Source organism: Promicromonospora thailandica (assembly GCF_024171955.1).
Lineage (GTDB): Bacteria > Actinomycetota > Actinomycetes > Actinomycetales > Cellulomonadaceae > Promicromonospora > Promicromonospora thailandica.
Map to the genome: position 1 here is coordinate 473904 of NZ_JAMTCS010000001.1, position 15814 is coordinate 489717.

15 protein-coding genes are annotated in these 15814 nt (G+C 73.4%); 2 read left to right on the forward strand and 13 right to left on the reverse strand.

Features of this window, described 5'->3' with window-relative positions; all coding sequences use genetic code 11:
- Positions 1–31: 31 nt before the first annotated feature.
- From APR03_RS02235 to APR03_RS02250, 4 genes are all read right to left on the reverse strand, one after another.
- Complete coding sequence (locus tag APR03_RS02235) at positions 32–682, reverse strand: CoA transferase subunit B (RefSeq protein WP_253832293.1); 651 nt, start codon at positions 680–682, stop codon at positions 32–34.
- A 3-nt stretch (positions 683–685) separates the two neighbouring features.
- The gene (locus APR03_RS02240) at positions 686–1492 is read right to left on the reverse strand and encodes a CoA transferase subunit A (protein WP_253832295.1); all 807 of its coding nucleotides are present in this window, start codon (positions 1490–1492) and stop codon (positions 686–688) included.
- Positions 1493–1559: 67 nt separating this feature from the next.
- Positions 1560–2309 (reverse strand): 3-hydroxybutyrate dehydrogenase, encoded by a 750-nt coding sequence (locus tag APR03_RS02245; protein WP_253832297.1) that lies wholly within the window; start codon positions 2307–2309, stop codon positions 1560–1562.
- Positions 2306–3667: an MFS transporter gene (locus APR03_RS02250; protein WP_253832299.1), complete on the reverse strand. Its 1362-nt coding sequence runs from the start codon at positions 3665–3667 to the stop codon at positions 2306–2308. Before APR03_RS02250 ends, APR03_RS02245 begins: the two co-directional genes overlap by 4 nt.
- 169 nt (positions 3668–3836) lie before the next feature.
- Here APR03_RS02250 and APR03_RS02255 point away from each other — a divergent pair, with 169 nt between their 5' ends.
- On the forward strand, positions 3837–4763 hold the full coding sequence (locus APR03_RS02255) for a LysR family transcriptional regulator (protein ID WP_253832301.1): 927 nt from the start codon (positions 3837–3839) through the stop codon (positions 4761–4763).
- A gap of 25 nt (positions 4764–4788) precedes the next feature.
- Here APR03_RS02255 and APR03_RS02260 read toward each other — a convergent pair whose 3' ends face one another.
- The 8 genes from APR03_RS02260 to APR03_RS02295 are packed head-to-tail and all read right to left on the reverse strand — an operon-like array spanning position 4789 to position 12602.
- Positions 4789–5754 (reverse strand): alpha/beta fold hydrolase, encoded by a 966-nt coding sequence (locus APR03_RS02260; protein ID WP_253832303.1) that lies wholly within the window; start codon positions 5752–5754, stop codon positions 4789–4791.
- Entirely contained in the window at positions 5751–6413 is a 663-nt protein-coding gene (locus tag APR03_RS02265) for a TetR/AcrR family transcriptional regulator (protein ID WP_253832700.1), read from the reverse strand. The genes APR03_RS02260 and APR03_RS02265 overlap by 4 nt, the downstream gene beginning before the upstream one ends.
- Before the next feature lie 5 nt (positions 6414–6418).
- Positions 6419–7975, reverse strand: coding sequence for a class I adenylate-forming enzyme family protein (locus APR03_RS02270; RefSeq protein WP_253832305.1), 1557 nt, complete (start codon positions 7973–7975; stop codon positions 6419–6421).
- Entirely contained in the window at positions 7972–9021 is a 1050-nt protein-coding gene (locus tag APR03_RS02275) for a branched-chain amino acid ABC transporter permease (protein WP_253832307.1), read from the reverse strand. Before APR03_RS02275 ends, APR03_RS02270 begins: the two co-directional genes overlap by 4 nt.
- Positions 9018–9893 (reverse strand): branched-chain amino acid ABC transporter permease, encoded by an 876-nt coding sequence (locus APR03_RS02280; RefSeq protein WP_253832309.1) that lies wholly within the window; start codon positions 9891–9893, stop codon positions 9018–9020. Before APR03_RS02280 ends, APR03_RS02275 begins: the two co-directional genes overlap by 4 nt.
- Positions 9890–10624, reverse strand: a complete 735-nt coding sequence (locus tag APR03_RS02285; RefSeq protein ID WP_253832311.1) for an ABC transporter ATP-binding protein — start codon at positions 10622–10624, stop codon at positions 9890–9892. Before APR03_RS02285 ends, APR03_RS02280 begins: the two co-directional genes overlap by 4 nt.
- Entirely contained in the window at positions 10621–11406 is a 786-nt protein-coding gene (locus tag APR03_RS02290) for an ABC transporter ATP-binding protein (protein WP_253832313.1), read from the reverse strand. Before APR03_RS02290 ends, APR03_RS02285 begins: the two co-directional genes overlap by 4 nt.
- Positions 11406–12602, reverse strand: a complete 1197-nt coding sequence (locus APR03_RS02295) for a substrate-binding domain-containing protein (RefSeq protein ID WP_253832315.1) — start codon at positions 12600–12602, stop codon at positions 11406–11408. Before APR03_RS02295 ends, APR03_RS02290 begins: the two co-directional genes overlap by 1 nt.
- A 246-nt stretch (positions 12603–12848) precedes the next feature.
- Between APR03_RS02295 and APR03_RS02300 the strand changes: the two genes are divergently transcribed.
- Complete coding sequence (locus APR03_RS02300) at positions 12849–14132, forward strand: extracellular catalytic domain type 1 short-chain-length polyhydroxyalkanoate depolymerase (RefSeq protein ID WP_253832316.1); 1284 nt, start codon at positions 12849–12851, stop codon at positions 14130–14132.
- 76 nt (positions 14133–14208) lie between these two features.
- Here the strand turns inward: APR03_RS02300 and APR03_RS02305 are convergent, their stop codons facing one another.
- Positions 14209–15741, reverse strand: coding sequence for a helix-turn-helix domain-containing protein (locus tag APR03_RS02305; RefSeq protein WP_372494733.1), 1533 nt, complete (start codon positions 15739–15741; stop codon positions 14209–14211).
- Positions 15742–15814 lie beyond the last annotated feature (73 nt).

Below are 15814 nucleotides of genomic sequence, written 5' to 3' on the forward strand. Positions count from 1 at the left end.
CTTCCCAGCGTATCCGCGTCCTGACGCCCGGTCAGCCCACCGGCTCGACGAGCTCGACGGTGAGGTCCGGCTCGGTCTTCTCCACGACCTCCTCGGCCGTCACCCCGGGGGCGAGCTCGCGCAGCACCAGGCCGGACGGCGTCACGTCGAGCACCGCCAGGTCGGTGATGATGCGGTTCACCACGCCCTTGCCGGTCAGGGGCAGCGAGCACTCGCGCAGGATCTTCGGCGACCCGTCGCGCGCCACGTGCTCCATGAGCACGATGACCCGGCCGGCGCCGTGCACCAGGTCCATGGCGCCGCCCATGCCCTTGACCATCTTGCCGGGGATCATCCAGTTGGCCAGGTCGCCCGTGGCCGACACCTGCATGCCGCCGAGGATCGCCGCGTCGATCTTGCCGCCACGGATCATGCCGAACGACGTGGCGGAGTCGAAGATCGACGAGCCGGGCAGCAGCGTCACCGTCTCCTTGCCCGCGTTGATGAGGTCGGGGTCCACGGCGTCCTCGGTGGGGTACGGCCCCACCCCGAGGATGCCGTTCTCGGACTGCAGCACCAGGTGGCGCCCCTCGGGCACGTAGTTGGGCACGAGCGTGGGCAGCCCGATGCCCAGGTTCACGTACATGCCGTCGGCCAGCTCGCGCGCGGCGCGCGCGGCCATCTCGTGTCGCGTCAGTGCCATGGTTCAGGCCTCCTTCGGGGTCGCGGCCGACGACGGCGCGGCCACCGTGCGCCGCTCGATCCGCTTCTCGATGTCGGTGCCGACGTGCACCACGCGGTGCACGTACACGCCCGGCAGGTGCACGGTGTCCGGGTCGATCTCTCCCGGCTCGACGAGCTCCTCCACCTGGGCGATGCAGACGCGGCCCGCCATCGCGGCGAGCGGCGAGAAGTTGCGCGCGGACTTGTTGAAGACGAGGTTGCCGTGCCGGTCGCCCCGCAGGGCGTGCACGAGCGCGAAGTCGGTGCTGATCGCCTCCTCCAGCACGTACTCGGCGCCGTCGGTGCCGAAGGTGCGCACCTCCTTGGGCGGCGAGGCGATCGCCACGCCGCCGGCGCCGTCGTACTTGCGCGGCAGGCCACCGTCGGCCACCTGCGTGCCGACGCCCGTGCGCGTGAAGAAGGCTGCGATGCCCGCGCCGCCGGCGCGCAGCTTCTCGGCGAGCGTGCCCTGCGGGGTGAGCTCCAGCTCGAGCTCACCCGAGAGGAACTGCCGCTCGAACTCCTTGTTCTCGCCCACGTAGGAGCTGGTCATCTTCGCGATGCGCTGGGCCGACAGCAGCACGCCCAGACCCCAGTCGTCGACGCCGCAGTTGTTGCTCACCACCGACAGGCCCGTGGTGCCCTGCGCCAGCAGCGCCTCGATCAGTGCGATCGGGTTGCCGCACAGCCCGAAGCCACCCACGGCGAGCGAGGCGCCGTCGGGGATGTCGGCCACCGCCTCGGCCGCGCTCGCGACCACCTTGTCGAACCCGGTGCGTGCTCCAGTCATCCTTGACTCCTTCGTCGGTCCCGGCACGTCGTGCCATGTGCCAGTGTCACACCCCGGACGCCCCGGGTCATCGTGCGCTCCAGCCGCCGTCGATGGTCCAGGACGCGCCGGACACCATCGCGGCGTCCGGGCCGGTGAGCCAGCCCACCAGGGCGGCCACCTCGTGCGGCTCCACCAGGCGCTTCACCGCGGACTCGGCGAGCATGACCCGGGCCAGCACCTCGGACTCCGGGATGCCGTGCACGCGCGCCTGCTCGGCCATCTGCTTCTCCACGAGCGGTGTGCGCACGTACCCCGGGTTGACGCACACGCTGGTGACCCCGTGCTCGCCGCCCTCGAGCGCCGTCACCTTGGACAGCCCCTCGAGCCCGTGCTTGGCCGACACGTACGCCGACTTGAACGGCGACGCCACCAGCCCGTGCACCGACGAGATGTTGACCACCCGCCCCCAGCCCCGCTCGTACATGCCGGGCAGCGCGGCGCGCACCAGCAGAAACGGCGCCTCCAGCATGATGCGGTGCACCAGACGGAAGTCGTCGGGCACGAAGTCCTGCAGCGGGCTGACCCGCTGGATGCCCGCGTTGTTCACGAGCACGTCCGTGTCGAGCCGCAGGTCGTCGAGCGCCCGCGTGTCGGAGAGGTCCACGACCCACGCCTCGCCGCCCACCTCCTGCGCGACGGCCTTGGCGCCGTCGCCGTCCACGTCGGCCACGGTCACGTGGGCGCCCCGCGCGGCCAGCTCGCGCGCGCACGCCGCGCCGATCCCGCTCGCTCCGCCCGTGACCAGCGCCCGCCGGCCCGTCAACGAGGCGTTCATGCCCGGCCTCCCGCCGCCGCGCGCTCGCGCGCCTGGTCCTCGGCGTCGAGGGCGTGCAGCGACGCGCCCTTCGTCTCGCGCAGCGCCAGCGCCGCGACGAGCGTGATGAGGGCGGCCACGGCCATGTAGACGGCGGTGGGCCACCACGAGCCGGTGTTCTTGAGCCAGGTGGTGGCGAGGATGGGAGCCAGCGAGCCGGCGACGATCGAGGTCACCTGGTAGCTGATCGAGACGCCGGAGTACCGCATCCGGGTCGGGAACATCTCGGCCATGGTCGCGGGCTGCACGGCGTACATGAGGGCGTGGAAGAGCAGCCCGGCCGCCAGGACGCCGAGGATGACCCAGGAGTTCCTGGTGTCCATCGCCGGGAAGGCGAACCAGCACCAGGTCGCGCCGAGCACGGCGCCCGTGACGTAGACCGGCTTGCGGCCGACGCGGTCGGCCAGCCGCCCCACGGCGAGGATCACGACGAAGTGGAAGGCGTGCGCGGTGGCGACGACGCCGAGGATGCGTGTGGTGTCCATGCCGAGCGCGGTGCCGAGGTAGACGATCGAGAAGCTGACCACGAGGTAGTACAGGATGTTCTCGGCGAACCGCAGGCCCATGCCGGTGAGCACGCCGCGCGGGTAGCGCCGGACGACCTCGAGCACGCCGTAGCCCTGGGCGCCCTCGTCGATCTCGGCCTTCGCCTCCTCGTAGATGGGCGCGTCGGAGACCCGGGTGCGCACGTAGTAGCCCACGACGATGACGACGGCGGACAGCCAGAACGCGACGCGCCAGCCCCAGGCGAGGAACGCGGCGTCGGTCAGCAGGCCCGACATGGCGTAGAGCACGACGGTCGCCAGGAGGTTGCCCACGGGCACACCGGCCTGCGGCCACGCGGTCCAGCGCGCCCGCTCGTCGTCGCGGCTGTGCTCGGCCACGAGCAGGACGGCGCCGCCCCACTCCCCGCCCAGCGCGACCCCCTGCACGAAGCGCAGGACGACGAGGAGCGCCGGCGCGACGAAGCCCACCTGCTGGAACGTTGGCAGGCAGCCCATGAGCACGGTCGCCGCGCCGATGAGCAGGATGGTGAGCTGCAGGGTGTGCTTGCGGCCGAGCTTGTCGCCCAGGTGGCCGAAGATCACGCCGCCGAGCGGCCGCGCGACGAACCCGACGGCATAGGTCACGAAGGCGGCGATGATCGCGTCGTAGGCGTTGCCCGTCTCCGGCATCAGCACCTTGTTGAACACGAGCGCCGCGGCGGTCGCATAGAGGAAGAAGTCGTACCACTCGACGACCGTGCCGGCCATCGAGGCGGCGACGATGCGCCGGATCAGCGACCGGTCCTCCGGTGCGGGGGTCTGTTGTGCAGACATGCTGCTGCTCCTAGGTGTCGACTCTGACACGAGGGAGGCGAGGGGCCGGTGGGCCCGCCTCGCCACCGATGACGTGCCCGAGTGTTCCCGGCCGCGGTGTGCGCAGCAATGACGAAGTGGGCAGACGCGATGTGCACGGATGCACATCCGGCCTTGGTACGGTCGCGACATGCCCGCCCGCACCGACCCGCCGGGCCAGGTGGCCGACCAGCTCCTGGTGCTCCTGGAGGTGGCCCGCACCGGCCGCTACACGACCGCTGCGCAGGCGCTCGGCGTCAACCACACGACGGTCGCCCGCAACGTCGCGGCGCTCGAGCGCGCCCTGGGCGGCAAGCTCCTGGTACGCGGTGCGGACGGCTGGGAGCTGACGGCGCTCGGCCGCCGGGCGGCGCGGGCCGGCGAGGCCGTCTCGGAGGCCGTCGACCGCCTGGTCGCGGGGGACGCCGAGGCGGACCCGGTCACCGGCGTCGTGCGCATGACGGCGACCGACGGGTTCAGCGCCTACGTGGCCTCGCCCGCGATCGCCGGGCTGCGCCGTGAGCACCCCGAGCTGTCCGTGGAGCTCGTCACCGTCACGCGCGTGGCCACGCACCACCGGTCCGGGGTGGACATCGACGTCGTCGTCGGCGAGCCGAAGGTGCAGCAGGCCAAGGCCCTGCGCCTGGGCGAGTACGTGCTGGGCATGTACGGGGCGCGCGACTACCTGGAGCGCCAGGGCACGCCGACGAGCGTCGCCGAGCTGTCCCGGCACGGGCTGGTCTACTTCGTGGACTCGATGCTCCAGGTCAACGACCTCGACGTGCCCCGGCGGCTCGTGCCGGGCATGCAGGATGCGCTGGCCTCGACGAACGTGTTCGTGCACGTCGAGGCCACGCGCGCGGGCGCCGGGCTGGGGTTCCTGCCGTGCTTCATGGCCGACCGGCACCCCGACCTCGTGCGCCTGCTGCCCGACGAGGTCACCGAGCGGCTGCCCTACTGGGCCGTGGTGCGCAGCGAGTCCTGGCGGCGGCCCGCGGTCGCCGCGGTGGTGCAGGCCCTGGCCGGGGAGATGAACCGGCAGCGCGCCGCGATGCTGGGCCGGGCGGCGAGCGCCTGACGCGCGCCTCCGGCCCGCCGCCGGGTCAGGGCCCGACCGCCTCCACGACCGCCGAGATGCCCGGCTCGGCCATGATGATCGTGTAGTGGTTCACGCCGGGCACCTCGCGCGCGGTCAGGTGCGGCAGGTGCCCCTCCCACTCGGCGACGGCCTCCGCGGGGTACATGCCGCCCGGCTGGTCGAGCAGCCCGCGCGGCGCGCGCAGGAAGGTGACCGGCAGGTCCGCTTCGGCGGCCCAGGCGAGCGCGCCCGGCAGCGCCGCGCCGCGCGCGGAGTCCGCGGAGTCCGCCGCGACGGCGCCAGGCGAGGTGGACGGCCGGAGCACCGGGTCGCCACCGGCCGCGGCCGGATGCTCCGCCAGGTCGTAGTCCACGTACTGCTCCACCACGGGGGACCACTCGGCGAACGCCGGGTGCGCCCGCCAGAACTCGCGGTAGGCCTCGGGGCTGTCGAAGGTCTGGGTGAGCCGCTCCAGGGCAGGCCCGAGCAGCGCGCCCACCAGCTCCTCCGGCGTCGCGTCGGCGGGCACGCCCGGGGGCAGCGGGATGGGCAGGCCGCCGTCCACGAGCACGAGCCGGGACACGAGCTCCGGGTGCCGGTGGGTCAGCACCAGCGAGACGAACCCGCCCATCGAGTGCCCCACCACCACGGCCGGTCCCCCGGCGAGCGCGCGGACCACGGCGGCGACGTCGTCGGCGTGCGCGGCCATGCCGTACGGGCCGGGCAGTCCGTTGCTGCGGCCGCGTCCGCGCAGGTCGGGTGCCACCACGCGGCGTCCGGGCAGCGCGGCCGCGACGGCGGGCCACGCCCGGTGGGAGGCGGTGATGCCGTGCACCAGCACGACGGCGGGCAGCGGCTCGCCGTCGGGCCCGGTCGCGGCGGGCGCCGTCGGCTCCCAGACGCCCACGCGCAGCGGGCCGCCCGCCACCGCGACGTCGCGGGCGGCGTAGGTGTGCGAGCCGGTGGCCTCCACCTGGTCGACGATGCTCACGGTCGCTCCTCCCCCGCCCTGCCGGGCGCGAGCGCCCGCTCGATGAACGTCATGGCCTGCTCGAACACCTCGGGCGGCACTGCCGACGTCGGGCCGCCGGGCGCGACGTCGGGGCCCCACAGGACCCACCGCATGCCCACGATCTCGCCGATGCCCATGAGCGCCCACGCGGCGACCTCGGGGTCGATGTCGCCGACCTCCCCGGCAGCCTGCGCTGTCGCGAGGCCGTCGCGGTAGCCCTCGACGATCCGCGTGTAGTGCAGGCGCAGGGCACCCGGCGACACGAACTCCGCCTGCCGCACGATCCGGTACAGCGCCGGGTGCTCGGCCGTGAACCGGAAGAACGCGCGGAAGCCGGCCCGTTCGGCCTCGATCCGGGTCTCCGCCTGCGAGGACGCCTCGATCATGGCGTGCCGCACGCGCCGGTTGAGGTCCTCGACCACCTCGTCGAACACCTCGATCTTCGAGGTGAAGTACAGGTAGAACGTGCCCTGGCCGACCCCTGCGGCCTCGGTGATCTTCACGATCGACGCGTCGTGGAAGCCCAGGTCGGCGAAGACCTGCTCGGCGGCCACCAGGATCCGCGCCCGGGTGCGCTCGCCCTTCGTGAGGCGCTTGCCGGTCGGTTCGGCGGGTTCGGTCGCGCTGGGGCGGGAGATGGTGCTCACCGGGCCTCCTCGATGGTGTCGTGGTCGTGGTCGGGTCGCTCCGGGGCGAGCGCGGAGCGCACCACCTTGTCCAGGGACGAGCGTGGCAGGTCGGGCACGAGCTCGAAGTGCCGGGGCACCTTGTAGCCCGCCAGCTCGCGGCGGCAGAACGCCTCCAGGTCGTCGGCGTCGGTCAGCCGGCCGCCGCGCGGCACCACGAACGCGTGGCCCACCTCGCCCCACCGGTCGTCCGGCACCCCGACGACGGCGGCGTCCGCCACCGCGGGGTGCCGGCGCAGCACGGCCTCGACCTCGGCGGGCGTGACGTTCTCGCCGCCCGTGATGAACACGTCCTTGAGCCGGTCGACCACCCGGTAGTAGCCGTCCGCGTCGCGTTCCACGAGGTCGCCGGTGCGCAGCCAGCCGCGCGCGAAGGACGCGGCGGTCGCCTCCGGGTCCCGGAAGTAGCCGGCGAACACGCTCGGTCCGCGCACCAGCAGCTCGCCGGTCGCCGGTCCGGCGAGGTGCTCGCCCGTGACCGGGTCGGCCACCGCCACCTCGACGTGCGGGTAGGGCACCCCGGCGGAACCGGCGCGGTCGCGCGCGACGTCGTCGGGCAGGCACAGCACGTTGGGTCCCGCCTCGGTGAGGCCGTAGCCCTGCGTGAGCGCCACGCCCCGGCGGTGCCAGGCGCGCAGCAGCGGTTCGGGCATGGGCGCGCCGCCCACCACGGCGTGGCGCAGGGAGCTCAGGTCGGCCGCGGCGAACCCGGGGTGCTCGGCGAGCAGCAGGTAGTTGGTGGGCACGCCCATCATCGTGGTCACGCGCCGGTCGGCCACCAGGCGCAGCACGCGCTCCGGCTCGAAGGTGCGCTCCAGCACCACCGTCGCACCCGTCCACCAGGCCAGCAGCGGCTGGATGTTCCAGCCGCCCACGTGGAACTGCGGCAGCACGGACAGCACTACGTCCGCGCTGGTCAGCTCCACGGTGCGGGACAGGGACAGGTTGTTCCAGAAGCAGTTGGCGTGGGTCAGCAGCGCGCCGCGGGACGTCCCGCCCGTGCCGGACGTGAACACCAGCAGCAGCGGGTCGTCGTCGTGCACCGCGCGGCTCGGCGGCGGCTCCGCGAGGCTCCGCCGCGTGGGCGGCGGTACCCGCGCCTCCACGCCGTGCGGCCCGAGCGCCGTGCGCGACGGCGGCAGCGGCAGCCGTTCCAGCGCGGCGTCGGCGAGGGTGCCGCACTCCTCCGCGACGAGCACGAGGGCCGGGTCGGCCCGGTCGAGCTGCGCCGCGAGCTCGTGCGGCGACAGCCGCCACGACAGCGGCGCGAGCACCAGCCCGGCCTTGGCGCACGCGAAGAACAGGACCACCTGGTCCGAGCTGTTCCCCGTCACCGTCGCGACCCGGTCCCCCACGCCGTAGCCCGCGGCGCGGAACCGGGCGGCCAGGGCCGTGGCCCGCTCCTCCAGGGCGCGGTAGGTCAGCGTGACGCCGCGGTCGTCCACGGCCACGCGGTCGGGCGTGGCCAGGGCGCGGTCGCGGGGCCAGCGGCCCAGGGTGTGCAGGTCCGTCATGCGGCGGCCCCCTCGGGTACGGGCCGGCGGCGCGCGGCCAGCCGCTCGGCCGCCCCCGCCAGCCCGCCGGGCAGGAAGATCACGACCAGGATGAAGCACGTGCCCAGCAGGAACATGGGTTCCGACAGCGGGATGCGCAGCACGGCGGGCAGCCCGGCCACCGCGTCGGAGTGCGCCAGCTCGGCGAGCCGCTGGTCGAGCACGGTGTACAGCACCGCCCCGACCACGGCCCCCCACCGCGACCCGACCCCGCCCAGCACCACCATGACCAGCAGCGTCAGCGTGAAGTCCGCCGTCGACGTGGCCGGCGACGCCCCCGACTGGAGCAGCAGGTACGCCATGCCCACGACGGTCGCGAGCGACGCCGCCAGCACGAACACGACGAGCTTGGTCAGGTAGGGTCGGCCGCCGATGATGCGCACGCGCACCTCGTTCTCCCGCACCGCGGCGGCCATGTGCCCGGCCCGGCTGCGCTCGATCCACAGCACCACCAGGTAGACCAGCACGAGCACCGCGAGCGCCAGCCAGTACAGGTTGCGGGTGTTGACCACGCCGACCAGGGCGTCCGGCACGCCGGCGGTGGCGAGCGCGAGGCCCTCCTCGCCGCCGGTCAGGTCCCCCTGGTCGCGGCGCACGAGCACGTTGCCGGCCTGCGCGAACGCGAGCGTGACCATGGCGAAGGAGATCCCGGTGACGCGCAGCGACACCGCGCCGACCACGAACGCCAGCGCGATGCCGCCCACGAGCACCAGGGCGGCGGCGGGCAGGAGCGGGACGTCGGTGCGGTCCAGCACGATCGCGAGGCCGTAGGTGCCGGCCGCGAAGTACAGGGCGTGCCCGAAGCTCATCAGGCCCGCGAGCCCGAACAGCAGGTGGTAGGAGAGCGCGAGCGCCGCCGTCAGCCAGCACAGGGCCAGGAGCTGGAGGGAGCCGGGCTCGTAGGTGTAGCCCGGCAGCACGCCGGGCACGGGCAGGGCGAGCAGGGGCAGGCAGGCGAGGAGCACGAGCGTGCCGAGCGCGCCGAGCAGCGTGCGGGTGCGGTTCATGCGGGCCTCCCGAGCAGTCCGGACGGGCGCACGAGCAGCACGAGCGCCAGGAGCAGGACGACGATGAGGTCGCCCGTGTTGTTCAGGTAGAAGTTGGCGAGCTGCTGCAGCACGGCGACGACGACGGAGGCCACCGCCGCGCCGGTCAGCGAGCCCATGCCGCCGATCACGGTGACGATGAACGCGAAGATCAGCAGGCTCGCGCCCATGTGGGGCGAGACGTAGTTGAGCGACTGGGTGGCGAGCACGCCGCCCAGGCCCGCGGCCGCCCCGCCGACGGCGAACACGAGCGTGAACGCGCGCCGCACGTCGATGCCCAGCGCGGTGACCATGGCGCGGTTCTCCACCCCGGCCCGGATGATCAGGCCGTAGCGGGTGTACCGCAGGAACGCGACGATCCCGCCGAGCACCACGGCCCCGGCCAGCACGTTGAGGAACGCGGTGTTGGGCACGCGGGCGCCCAGCACGTCGGTGGTCGAGGCGAGCCACCCGGGCCGGGTGACGTTGCGGGGGTTGGGGCCCCAGATGCCCTCGAACAGCGCGACGGTGGCGAGCGACAGCCCCACGGTGACGAGCACCTGCTCGATGTGCCGGTCGTAGAGGGGGCGGATCAGCCCGAGCTCGGTGGCGGTCGCGGCGGCCGCGCCGGTGAGCGCGCCCACCACGAGGCCGAGCAGCAGCCCGCCCCACGTGCCCGCGCCGACGAGGTTGCCCGCCGCGAGCCCGACGAACGCGCCGAGCGTGAGGAACGACCCGTGCGCGAAGTTGAGCACCCCCATCAGGCCGTAGATCAGGGACAGGCCCGAGGCGACGAGGAAGTAGAGCCCGCCGAGGCCGAGACCGGTGGCGAGCAGCAGGATCAGGGTGCTCATCGGGCGGCCTCCGTCTCGGCGTGCACGCCCAGCAGGCGCTGCAGCAGGTCGGCGTCGTCGAGCAGGTCGCGTGCGGGGCCCGTGTGCACCACCCGGCCGGCGTCGATCACCACGACGCGGTCCGCGAGCCGCTCCACGACCTGCAGGTTCTGCTCCACGAGGAGGATCGGTACGGTCCGCGCGGCGGCGGCCAGCGCCTCGGCCACCTCGCCGACGATCCGGGGCGCGAGCCCCTTGGTGGGCTCGTCCACGAGCAGGATGCGGTTGTCGTTGAGCAGCGCCCGCGCCAGGGACACCATCTGCTGCTGGCCGCCGGACAGCGTGCCGGCGCGCTGCGCCGCCCGGGTGGCCAGGTCCGGGAACAGGGCGTCGACGAGCGCGCGGTGCTCCGCCGTCGTGCCACCGGGGCCCGCCCGGTGCGCGAGCCGCAGGTTCTCCGCGACAGTGAGCCCCGCGAAGACCTCGCGGTCCTCGGGCACGTAGCCGACGCCGCGGCGCACGATGCGGTCGGTGCGCTCGCCGTCGACGCGGACGCCGTCGAGCAGCACCTCGCCCGAGCGTTCGACGAGGCCGAGGACCGCGCGCAGCGTCGACGTCTTGCCCACGCCGTTGCGGCCCAGCACCGCGGTGACGCCCGCGGCCGGTACCTCGAACGACACGTCGTGCACCACCTCCTGGCCGGCGATGCGCGCGGACAGGCCGCGCACCTCCAGCACGTTCGGCCCGCTCATGCCGCGCTCCCTGCCGTCGTGCCCGCCGTCGTGCCCAGGTAGGCCGACTGCACGGTCTCGTCCGCCATGACCTTTTCCGGGACGTCGCACGTGAGCAGCTCGCCGTGGTGCAGCACCGCGACCCGGTCCGCGAGGCCGAGCACCACGTCCATGTGGTGCTCCACCATGAGCACCGTGCGCCCGGACGCGTTGATGGCCCGGATCACCTCGACGAGCCCGGCCACGTCGCCCGTCGCGACGCCGGCCATGGGCTCGTCGAGCAGCACCACGGAGGAGTCCATGGCCAGCAGCACGGCGATCTCGAGCTTGCGCTTGTCGCCGTGGGACAGGTCGCCGGCCGCGGCGTCGGCCCGGTGGGTCAGACCCACCGTGGCCAGGTGCTCGGTCGCCTCCGCCGACGCCGCGTCGCCGCGCCGGGGGAAGCTGAGCACCGAGAGGCTGCCGCCGCGGCGGCGCTGGGTGGCGAGCCGCACGTTCTCGGCGACCGACAGGCGCGGGAACAGGCTGGACGTCTGGAAGGTCCGGCCCAGCCCGGCCCGGGCGCGCACCGCGACGGACGCCGCCGTGACGTCCCGGCCCGCCAGCAGCACCCGGCCGCTCGTGGGCCGGTAGATGCCGCTGACCAGGTTGAACAGCGTCGTCTTGCCCGCACCGTTGGGGCCGATGACGCCCACCAGCTCGCCGCGCCCCACCGTGAGGTCGATCCCGGAGAGGATCCGCGCCCCGCCGATCGTGAGCCCGAGCCCCGTGACCTCGAGGACCGGCTCGCCACCCGCCGCCACTAGCCGGTCACCTCGGCCGGCGCCACGGACTCGCCGTCGATGACCTCGACGAGCTCCGGTGCCCACGTGTCGCCGTCCTCGACCAGCCTGGCCTGGTACATCGGCTGGACGAGCGCGTGGTCGGAGGCGCGCACCGTGGTCTCGCCCTTGGGGCCCTCGAACGTGTACCCCTCCAGCGCGTCGACCATGGCCTCGACGTCCCCGGCACCCTCCTCGATCGCGTGCACGATCATCTGCGCGGCCACGAAGCCGTCGGGCGTGAACAGGTCGGGCGTTCCGCCGGCCGCCTCGACGGCGTCGAGCATCACGGTCTCGGTCTCGGTGCCCGCCGCGCCCGGGAAGTAGTGGTTGAGGAAGCTGACCTTCTCGGCCGCGTCGCCGTAGGCGCCGTAGGTGGCGACGTCGCCCAGGCCGGTGACCACGGTGGTCTCGTCGAGCACGCCCTGCTGGTCCAGGCCCTGCCACATGGCGCCCGTCGTGGCGCCGGCCCAGGCCACGAAGACCATGTCCGCCTGCGCGTCGAGCACCTTCTTGGCGAACGGCGTGAACTCCGTGGCGTCCTCGGGCACCAGCACCGAGGAGACCTCGGCGCCCTGCTCGCCGAGCACTCCCTCCACCGCGGCGAGGTTGCCCTGCCCGAAGGCGTTGTCCTGGGCGAACACGACGACCTTCGCGCCCTGCGGGTCCACGAAGGTGCCCGCCGCCGCGACGTCCTGCAGGGACTGCCGGCCGCTGCGGAACGTGTACCGGTTGATGCCGGTGAGCGTGTCGACGGCCGCTGGGCCGGACACGTACAGCACCTTGTTCTGCTCGGCCTGCTCGGCCAGGGGCAGCGCAACGCCCGAGACCACGGTGCCGGCCAGGATCTGGTAGCCCTTGCCGATCAGGTCCTTGGCCTGCGAGACGGCCTTCTCCGGGTCGCCCGCGTCGTCGTGGTAGGTCACGGTGATCTCGTGGCCGGCCACCGTCCCGGTGCCGCCGGTGGCGTGGTCGAGGCCCGCCTCGAACCCCTCCTTGTAGGCCGCGCCGTAGGCGGCGAGCGGCCCGGACTCCGAGTAGACGATGCCGACGTCGACCGGCGCGGCGCCGTCGTCGTCGCTGCCGCCGGTGGTCGCGGCGGTCGGCGCGCACGCCGCGAGCGCCAGGCCGGTCGCCGCCGCGGCGGCGACGGCCAGGAGGGACTTCCTCGTCCGCATGACACTGCCCTTCTTCGGGTGGTCGCCGCTCGTGGGGTGCGGGCTCCGTCGCCCAAACCTGAGAGGCGATTCAGGTTGCGGAGATACTGGACGAGGCGGGCATCTCGTGTCAACCCGTGCGGCGGACGAACCCTGCTCGGCCCGCTGTTGACAGGTGATTCAGGTCGCACCTAATGTCCCCGATGTCCGGCTGACCCCGCGCATCGGAGCGCCTCGGGCAGCACGACCTCGACGTGGAGGTTCGACATGACACACCCGCATCCGCGCCCGCCCGGCCGACCCGGCCGCCGCGCGCTCGTCTGGACCGCGGCGATCCTCGCCGCGCTGCTCACACCGCCCGCGGTGGCGACCGCCACCGCCGGACCGCCCGGCGGACCTGCCGGGTCCGCTCAGTCCGTCGCCGCCGGCGCCTGGTCCTCCCGCACGGCCGGCGGCATGACCACGCAGCTCTACGTGCCGACCACGCCGCCCGCCCTGGCCGCAGGACGCGCGCTGATGATCACCCTGCACGGCTGCGTGCAGACGGCGACCACCCTGAGGAACGGCGGGAACTGGGCGGCCACCGCCGACGAGCACGGCATGGTCGTGGCCGTGCCCGCCGCGCCGAACGGCGGCGTGCTGCTCGGCTGCTGGGACTACTACGACACGTCCCACTCGCGGGCCAACCCGGCACGGCACGACGACAACCTGCTCCAGCTCGTCGACGACCTGCTCGGCGACGCCTCCCTCGACATCGACCCCCACCAGGTCTACCTCTCCGGGCTCTCGTCCGGCGGCGGCGAGACCATGGTCATGGGCTGCCTCGCGCCCGACGTGTTCGCCGGGATCGGGATCGACGCCGGCCCCACGGTCGGCACCACGTCGGGCCAGATCGGGTCGGTGGCGACCACCAGGGCGCAGGCCACCACCGTCTGCCGCAACTTCGCCTCGACCGGGTCGCCGGGCTTCGGCACGCAGGTGACGTCGGTAGTCTACGGCTCGTCCGACACCACCGTCGCGACCGGGTACAACACCCTGAACGCGCAGGTCATGGCGGATATCTACGGCGCCACGACGCAGTCCTCGTTCTCCCTGGCGGGGCTGCCCGGCAGCAACACCGCGGGCACCGGCACCCTGTGGTCCGACGCCGCGGGACCGCGCGTCTCCCTGATCGCCAACACGAACGTGGGCCACGCGTGGCCGGCCGGCGGCGGCCCGGGCGGCTCGTACATCTCGACGAGCTCGGTCAACTACCCCGCGTATGTGACGGACTTCTTCTTCGACACCAACCGCCGCGTGGACCGGTCCGCCGAACCCACCGACCCGCCCACCGACCCGCCGACGGACCCGCCCACCGAACCCGGCCTGTACTGCGGGTCGGCCACCAACGCGCAGCACCGGGCCGCGGGCCGGGCCACGTCGTACGGCATCGACCCGTACAACCCGTTCTACGCCGTCGGCTCGCTGGACTACCTGGGCCAGGGCAACGCGACGACGACCACGCTGCGCGAGACGTCAGAGGGGGTGTTCGACAAGGTCAGCGGCTGCTGACGCCTCAGCCCTCGGGAGCGTGCCGCACTCATCCCTCGGGAGCGTGCCGCACTCATCCCTCGGGAGCGTGCCGCACTCATCCCTCGGGAGCGTGCCGCTCCAGGAACCGGTAGACCTCCGTGGTCTCCACGCCCGGGTACGCGCCCGAGGGCATCGCGGCGAGCATCGACGCGTGCGGCCGCGCCGAGGGCCACGCGTAGTCGCCCCACTTCTCGATCAGGTCCGCGGGCGGACGGCGGCAGCACGACTCGTCCGGGCAGGACGACGCCGTCCGCACCGTGGTCTCTCGTCCCGAGAACCACTTGACGTGCGCGAACGGCACGCCGACCGACACGGAGAACGCGCCGTCCGAGGTGTTCTCCACGCGCGAGGTGCACCAGTAGGTGCCCGACGGCGTGTCCGTGTACTGCGCGTACGGGTTGAACCGGTCCTCGACGTCGAACACCTGGCGCGCCGTCCACCGCTTGCAGACGTGCTGACCCTCGACCGCGCCCAGCGCGTCCGCGGGGAACCGGACGCCGTCGTTCTCGTACGCCTTGTGCAGGATCCCCGACTCGTGGACCTTCATGAAGTGCACCGGGATGCCCAGGTGCCGCGTGGCGAGGTTGGTGAACCGGTGCGCCGCGGTCTCGAACGACACCCCGAACGCGTCGCGCAGGTCCTCGATGGCGATGGCGCGCTCGTCCTTGGCCTCGCGGAGGAACTTCACGCCCGGCTTCTCGGGCACCATGAGCGCCGCCGCCAGGTAGTTCGCCTCGACCCGCTGGCGCAGGAACTCCCCGTAGTGGCGCGGCTCCGTGTGGTCCAGCACGTGCGAGGCGAGCGCCTGGAGCAGCGCCGACCGGGTGTTGGACCGCCCGCGGAACCCCTTGGACGGCAGGTACACGCGGCGGTTGCGGGTGTCGATCACGGAGCGCGTCGAGTGCGGCAGGTCGCCCACGTAGTGCAGCGTGAACCCGAGGTGCGCGGCGATCTCCGCGGCCATCCGCTGCGGCAGCGGGCCGGAGGTGTGGCCGACGTCGGCGAGCAGCCCCTTGGCGACCTGCTCCAGCTCGGGCAGGTAGTTGTCCCGGGCGCGCATGTCGTCGCGCAGCTCGGCGTTGGCCCGGCGGGCCTCCTCGGGGGTGGCCGCACGCTCGGTGTGCAGGCGCTCGAGCTCCCGGTGCAGCGCCAGGATGGTGGACAGCGCGTCGTGCGGCAGCGACTTGCCGATGCGCACGCCCTCGATGCCGAGCGAGGCGAACAGCGGCCCGCGCTGCACACGCTCCAGCTCGATCTCGAGCGCGTCCCGCTCGGACGGCGGCTCGGCCGACAGCAGGTCGTCCACGCTCGCGCCGAGCGCCCGCGCGATGGCCTGCAGCTGGGAGAACTTCGGCTCGCGCTTCCCGTTCTCCAGCGTGCTGACCTGCGACGGGGCCCGGTCGATGGCCGTGGCGAGGTCGTCGAGGGTCATGCCCTTGCTCGTGCGCAGGTGGCGGATGCGGCGGCCGATCGTCAGCGCGTCGGGCTCGCCGTCCGGAACCGTCACCACGAGGTTCTGACCGCTCTGCGTAGGACGCGAGGAAGCGGAGTTTCGCGCGGTTCTGCGTGCGCCGACGGAAGATGCCATGCCCGAGGGTGACATACGCGACACCTTCCGATCAACAGAAGAACCCGAGATCTTCTGCCGGGATTCGCTTGTG

What these genes read in the sequence shown, in the direction of transcription:
- APR03_RS02235 (WP_253832293.1), bottom strand. Translation starts at nt 682, where the DNA reads ATGGCACTGACGCGACACGAGATGGCCGCGCGCGCCGCGCGCGAGCTG.
- APR03_RS02240 (WP_253832295.1), bottom strand. Translation starts at nt 1,492, where the DNA reads ATGACTGGAGCACGCACCGGGTTCGACAAGGTGGTCGCGAGCGCGGCC.
- APR03_RS02245 (WP_253832297.1), bottom strand. Translation starts at nt 2,309, where the DNA reads ATGAACGCCTCGTTGACGGGCCGGCGGGCGCTGGTCACGGGCGGAGCG.
- APR03_RS02250 (WP_253832299.1), bottom strand. Translation starts at nt 3,667, where the DNA reads ATGTCTGCACAACAGACCCCCGCACCGGAGGACCGGTCGCTGATCCGG.
- APR03_RS02255 (WP_253832301.1), top strand. Translation starts at nt 3,837, where the DNA reads ATGCCCGCCCGCACCGACCCGCCGGGCCAGGTGGCCGACCAGCTCCTG.
- APR03_RS02270 (WP_253832305.1), bottom strand. Translation starts at nt 7,975, where the DNA reads ATGACGGACCTGCACACCCTGGGCCGCTGGCCCCGCGACCGCGCCCTG.
- APR03_RS02275 (WP_253832307.1), bottom strand. Translation starts at nt 9,021, where the DNA reads ATGAACCGCACCCGCACGCTGCTCGGCGCGCTCGGCACGCTCGTGCTC.
- APR03_RS02280 (WP_253832309.1), bottom strand. Translation starts at nt 9,893, where the DNA reads ATGAGCACCCTGATCCTGCTGCTCGCCACCGGTCTCGGCCTCGGCGGG.
- APR03_RS02285 (WP_253832311.1), bottom strand. Translation starts at nt 10,624, where the DNA reads ATGAGCGGGCCGAACGTGCTGGAGGTGCGCGGCCTGTCCGCGCGCATC.
- APR03_RS02295 (WP_253832315.1), bottom strand. Translation starts at nt 12,602, where the DNA reads ATGCGGACGAGGAAGTCCCTCCTGGCCGTCGCCGCCGCGGCGGCGACC.
- APR03_RS02300 (WP_253832316.1), top strand. Translation starts at nt 12,849, where the DNA reads ATGACACACCCGCATCCGCGCCCGCCCGGCCGACCCGGCCGCCGCGCG.
- APR03_RS02305 (WP_372494733.1), bottom strand. Translation starts at nt 15,741, where the DNA reads ATGGCATCTTCCGTCGGCGCACGCAGAACCGCGCGAAACTCCGCTTCC.